At 64.1% G+C, this 1,795-nt stretch carries 1 protein-coding gene; it reads right to left on the minus strand.

Annotated elements, in window-relative coordinates; genetic code table 11:
• Positions 1 to 49: 49 nt before the first annotated feature.
• Positions 50 to 1,729 carry a Mu transposase C-terminal domain-containing protein gene (locus tag QMN38_RS26530; RefSeq protein WP_000179844.1) on the minus strand — a complete coding sequence of 560 codons (1,680 nt, stop codon included), beginning with the start codon at positions 1,727 to 1,729 and terminating at the stop codon, positions 50 to 52.
• Positions 1,730 to 1,795 lie beyond the last annotated feature (66 nt).

Below are 1,795 nucleotides of genomic sequence, written 5' to 3' on the forward strand. Positions count from 1 at the left end.
GCCGCCGGCAGCAGGTGGGACAGGTCGATGATGGGATATTCGTCCACGGCTACCACTCCTCAATCTGGTCGAACGGTTTGGCGGGTGGCAAGTTGTCTGCCTGCGGGTCGGCAATATCCGTATCCGGCGGAACGGGCTTGTCCGGCCGAGCTGATGTCTTGAGGTGCTGGCGGCGATCCGCGTCACGCCGCGCCTTGCGTGTGGCCTTCTGCGCGCTGGTCACAATCTCACGCATCTGGCCGATCATGCGGAACAGCGCCGACTCATCCACCTGTTCGCGCCCTTGCTGCCGCAGTTTCGCCAGCGCCTGCCGTTGTTCCCAGAGGGTGACAGCCGGATGCGACAAGGTACGGTAGGGAATTTCCAGGTAATGCTGTCCCTCCGGTTCCAGGACCCAGATACGGCTGATGTCGCGCGGATCGCGCCGGATCAGAAAGGACGGCCAGCGTTCACGCCGCGCAATCCACGGCTTGAGCGCATCGGCGTAGTAGTGGATGTGGTCGATGACAAAGCCGGTGCGGGTCAGCGTGCGCCGGAGGATCGGCAGAAAATCGACCAGGAACGAAGTAGCGCGTGTGACGACGGCCGGTACGCCGACACGCGCCACGGCCTCGGCCCAGCGCGCGGCCGGCGGTTGGAGCAGGCCGTTGTGCACCGAACCGTGGTAGGTGCCGACCGCCAATGTGAGCCAGCGCTCTAGCTCGCGCAGCGTCAGGGCGGCCTTGTTTTCGGAATCGTAGTCGCCGCGCTGGTCAGGGTTGGAGAAGGTCGTTCCCGGCAGTTCGTCGTGAATCATCTGCATCGCCGTGCCGATGATCCGTTCCACGATGCCGCCATAGTGCGGCTGTCCCAGCGGGCGATAGTCCAGCCGGATGCCATGCTGCTCGCAACCCCGGCGCAGGGCCTCGCTCTTGAACTCGGCCGCGTTGTCTAGGTAGAGCAGCAAGGGCTTGCCGCTCATCTGCCAATCCATTTCCACGTTCAGTCCTTCCAGCCAAGGGCGCTTGTCGCAGGCGACATGCACGAGGCACAGGCCAACCGAAACGGCAGACGGCGCTTCCAGCGTGACGACCATGCCGAGCACGCAGCGGGTGAACACGTCGATGGCGAGGGTCAGGTACGGGCGGCCAATAGGTTGCCGGTCGCGGTCATCGACCACGATCAGGTCGATGACCGTATGGTCTATCTGCACCTGCTCCAGCGGCGCGGTCACGGCAGGAGGCTCGCCGCCCACACCTTGTAGGTCACGAGCGGCATCCTGGCCTTCCCGCCGGCGGATGACCTTGCGCGGGTCAAGGCTAGCGATCCGTAAGGCCACGGTATTGCGCGCCGGCACTCGCAGTTTTTGAGCCTTGCACACCTGAGTGACTTCGCGGTGAAAGGCCGCTAGGCTGCGCTTCTGCTTGGTCAGGAACCGCTTTTGCAGTAGCTCGTGGATGACGCGCTCGACCGGTTCCGGCAAGCGCCCCTTACCTTTACCTCCACCGGACTGGCCGGGCACCAGATCCGTCACGAGGCCGCTGCCTTGCCGGGCACGCCGGATCAGAACGTATACCTGGCGCCGAGACAAGCCCAGCGCCTGAGCCGCCATATCGGCCGCTTCGTGCCCGACCGTCTCCGACTGCGCCAACGGACTGATGATCTCCGCACGACGGCGCGCACGCTCCCAAGCCTCATCAGGCAGAGTGGCCACGCCTTGTTCTGGAATCCGTGGGGTGTCCGTCGCCATGCTCACCTCGCTTTGGTGCACACGAGTATTGAGCATAGTCGAGATTGGTGCAGATCACTTCTGATA

The organism is Citrobacter sp. R-1.5.2, from assembly GCF_035064245.1.
In the GTDB taxonomy this organism is placed as follows: domain Bacteria; phylum Pseudomonadota; class Gammaproteobacteria; order Enterobacterales; family Enterobacteriaceae; genus Citrobacter.

Bases quoted from the DNA above. Each gene is read 5' to 3' on its own strand.
- QMN38_RS26530 (WP_000179844.1), bottom strand. From the start codon at position 1,729: ATGGCGACGGACACCCCACGGATTCCAGAACAAGGCGTGGCCACTCTG.